The organism is Microcoleus sp. w1-18aA5 (assembly GCF_036701705.1).
GTDB lineage: Bacteria > Cyanobacteriota > Cyanobacteriia > Cyanobacteriales > Microcoleaceae > Microcoleus.
This window is the reverse complement of record NZ_JAUPTE010000151.1, coordinates 1-3,891: the sequence shown is the minus strand read 5'-3', so window position 1 is coordinate 3,891 and position 3,891 is coordinate 1. Positions and strand designations below refer to the sequence as shown.

Below are 3,891 nucleotides of genomic sequence, written 5' to 3'. Positions count from 1 at the left end.
AGATAGTCTAGATGGAAGCTCATAATGGTAAATGTATTAGTATGTACATTTTACACCATAAACTCAGGAGAGCCGATTTTACAACAATAAAAAAAACTGAAAGCTCCGTGACCAAAAATTTTTTGATGGTACCCGCCACGTGATTTATCCGTGGAATCAATCCAAAATCTAAGATCTAAAATTCTTAAGCACCAGAATTTATCCGTGGGGTCGCCTCCAAAATCTAAAATCTAAAATCTAAAATCGAATGACCCTTCAACAAGCTCAGGAAAAGCTTTAGTCCGGGGATGACAACTGCGTTGCAGGTGCGAACCTCACTTATATCTATGCCTAAAAGAAATTTAAACTAAACAAAGTACGGTTTTACCGCTACAGTGTACAAAACAAATAACCAATTTTTAGATCGGTCTCATGTCTAATTCAAAAATGATTGGTAAAGCGATCGCAGGTAGCCTTTGCTTGGGCATCCTCATTAGCTTCAACGCCTCACTCGGCCCAGCATCCGCAGCAACACCAACAATTGCCCAAGAAACAGCAGCCCCGGCCGCTAGCACCCTCGACCAGCAACTCCTAGGCCAATGGCAAGGCACAGTCCCCTCCGGTCAGTCTTTCACCTTCGTCTTTGCCCCAGAAGGCAAATTGTTTCTCATGGCTAAAGGCCCCGACGGAGCCGCCCGCGCCAAAGAAATGAGGTACAAAGTTAATCAGGGTGAAAAACCGATGCACATTGATGTGGGCCTCAGCAGCACAGAAACCGTTGAAACTGTTTTTGAATTGACTCCCGAAGGTCAAATGCGCCTTCAGTTGCAAGGCACCAATCCCGGACAGGCCAGACCTAATTCCTTAAACGAGCAGGCAACCGTCTTTAAAAAGGTCTCCGAGGCCACTGCACTGCCTGCTGACACTCAAGTCATTGGTTTTTGAGGAAAATTGCAGGCAGAAAGCACTCCAGTAGTTCTGAGTTTTGAGTTTTAAGTTATAAACCATTTAAAATTCAAAACTCACCCACAGCGAAGCGTTGCCAGGAATGTTAGCTTTCGCCATCTGTTATGCAAAGCAACCTTAAAATTTTCCCACTGCCATCTGCCTTCCACAGGCCCTGCTACAATCCACTTAGTCTCCCTTTAATTTTTGCCATAGACCTCCATGAGTGAAACCGTCCTAGAAGTTCGCAACCTGCGGGTTCAATTTCAATCTGCGGACGCAGGCGATGCGTCTGCAACCGTCAAAGCGGTTGACGGCATTTCGTTTGAGGTCAAGCGAGGGCAAACTCTGGGCATCGTGGGAGAGTCGGGGTCGGGAAAATCGGTAACATCCCTCGCTGTTATGGGTTTGCTGTCGAGTTCGTCAACGAAAATCGATGGCGAAATTTGGTTTTATTCGACAAAAGACGGCGCTAGCAATGGGCCTGTGAATCTGCTGGAAATGCCGGACAGGGAAAAACAAACATACCGCGGCAGCCAGATTGCAACGATTTTTCAAGAGCCGATGAGTTCGCTAAATCCTGTTTATACGATCGGATTTCAACTCACAGAAGCCATTTGTTTGCACCAACAGGTGTCGCAGACAGAAGCGCGGCGCCAAGCTGCTTCTCTGCTGCAAGAGGTGAAGCTGCTACCGGGCGACGATGAGCTCAGGCAGCGGTGTTTGGCTTTGCGGCAAGAGCACTCCCGGACTGCTGCGGGGAATCAAGCAGTTATGGAGGACGATCGCGATTTGATGCAGCTCGTCAACGGCCAAAAACAAGCTATGCTCGATCGCTATCCCCACGAACTCTCAGGCGGCCAAATCCAGCGCGTGATGATTGCAATGGCCATTTCTTGCAATCCAACTTTATTAATTGCTGATGAACCTACCACGGCTTTGGACGTAACCGTGCAGGCAACAATCTTAGCTTTGCTGCGGGAGTTGCGGGACTCTAGAGGCATGGCAATGATTTTTATTACCCACGATTTGGGCGTCATTGCTGAAATTGGCGATACGGTGGCGGTGATGTACCGAGGCAAGATTGTTGAGTGCGGTGCGATCGAACAAATTTTCAGCAATCCCCAACATCCTTACACAAAAGGTCTGTTAGCTTGCCGCCCAACTCTCGATCGGCAACTGCGTCGCTTGCCGACTGTTTCCGATTTTATGGATGTCACCACAAATGCTAGCGGCGAATTAGTAATTGTCGAGAAAAATGCCGATTTAGACGGCGACACCAGCGGGGGGAATCCCGCTTTTGCAACAGGAAAACCGCCTCGGCTGCCGCATATTTCCGGCCCTTTGCTAGCGGTTGATAACTTGCGAGTCGGTTTTCCGGTGCAGGGAATGTTTGGCGAAACTAAACGCTTGTTTATGGCGGTCAACGATATTTCTTTTGAGGTTTATCCGGGCGAAACTTTGGGTTTAGTGGGCGAGTCTGGCTGTGGCAAATCTACTTTGGCGAGGGCTTTGCTGCAATTAATTCCGATCGCCAGCGGTCAAGTGTTTTTTGAAGGTCAAGAAATTACGCCTCCTGCGACAAGTAGTTCCGCATCGCAGTGGATGGCTAATTATCGGATGAAAAAAGAGTACGATCGCAAATTGCGATGGCTGCGGCGGGATCTGCAAATTATTTTTCAAGACCCTTTTAGTTCTCTCGATCCGCGTCTAAATGTTGGGGATGCGGTGATGGAACCGATGGTGATTCACCGTTTTGGTAAGAACCAAAAAGAACAGCGCGATCGCGCAGCTTATTTGTTGGATAGAGTGGGTTTAAATCCCGATTTTATGCGACGCTATCCTCACGAGTTTTCCGGGGGACAGCGGCAGCGAATTTGTATTGCTAGAGCTTTGGCTTTGAATCCTAAGTTTATTATTTGCGATGAGTCGGTTTCGGCATTAGATGTGTCGGTTCAGGCGCAAGTTTTAAATTTGCTGAAGGAGTTGCAAACAGAGTTTGGACTGACTTATATTTTTATTTCTCACGATTTGAGTGTGGTCAAGTTTATGAGCGATCGCGCGATCGTCATGAACAAAGGTAAAATCGAGGAAATTGGCACTGCCGAGCGCATTTACCGCCAACCGCAGCAAGCTTACACGCGGCAACTCATAGCTTCTATTCCAGCAGGGAATTTGGAGCGAATTCGGCAACAGCAACTAGGTCGCCAAGCTGCTTGGCCCCCATCGCCTGCAAATGAATCAGAACAAAATTGATATTTAGTGTTTTAAACTCGTATCAATTACCAATTACTAATTAGCCATGACGCGCGAACATATCGGGCTACGAAAAACTGCTACGAAGTTTTTTTTCATTTTATCTTCCCAAATTAGCAGTTTATCTTGATTTTAACTTCATGATTTCTGGTAAAATTCTACCTGCTTGAACTTGACTAACATTCCGGGTTGTTCAAGCCACAGCTAGGGAACTCCACGCAGTATTTTCCTACATCAAACCCTGTTATTTCTAGATGCAAAAAGTGGGGTATAACAGCCTACTCTAACACAGTAAATAGCTTCAGACGCCGCCTACATAATTAGGTTATACACCCAGGAGTGCGAGTTTCTGCGTCCAGGACTAGCTAAATTAGGCCAAATGTCCAATGACTAACAACAATATGTCGCGTAGTATTATAAGTAAACTCTCTCTAGGAGTCGGAAAAATTAGAAAATGGGTACCCAGGCTAAAAAGAGATTGGTTGCTACTTCCGTAAATACACTTAATTATCGCCTCGTATTGCGTAAATTTACGTAATTATCTAATACTAGAGCTCGCCCAATAGGAAATATTTATAATATTTAAACATCTTTATTGTAATTTTTAAATCACCACAACTCAAAGTAACTCTAGATGTAAGGATTCAGGTCAAAAAAACTTCGGTGACAAAAGCTGGTAAAATAAACCAATGAAAAAGCCCCCAGCAACCA

General features: G+C 45.7%; 2 protein-coding genes. Both read left to right on the top strand.

The window, feature by feature from the left end; all coding sequences use genetic code 11:
• The first annotated feature begins 411 nt into the window (after positions 1-411).
• Entirely contained in the window at positions 412-924 is a 513-nt protein-coding gene (locus tag Q5691_RS27320; protein ID WP_333214586.1) for a hypothetical protein, read from the top strand.
• A 222-nt stretch (positions 925-1,146) separates the two neighbouring features.
• Entirely contained in the window at positions 1,147-3,180 is a 2,034-nt protein-coding gene (locus tag Q5691_RS27315; RefSeq protein WP_333214588.1) for an ABC transporter ATP-binding protein, read from the top strand.
• The last annotated feature ends 711 nt before the right edge of the window (positions 3,181-3,891 follow it).

Excerpts from the sequence above, each read along its gene's own strand:
- Q5691_RS27320 (WP_333214586.1), top strand. The coding sequence starts at position 412 with ATGTCTAATTCAAAAATGATTGGTAAAGCGATCGCAGGTAGCCTTTGC.
- Q5691_RS27315 (WP_333214588.1), top strand. The coding sequence starts at position 1,147 with ATGAGTGAAACCGTCCTAGAAGTTCGCAACCTGCGGGTTCAATTTCAA.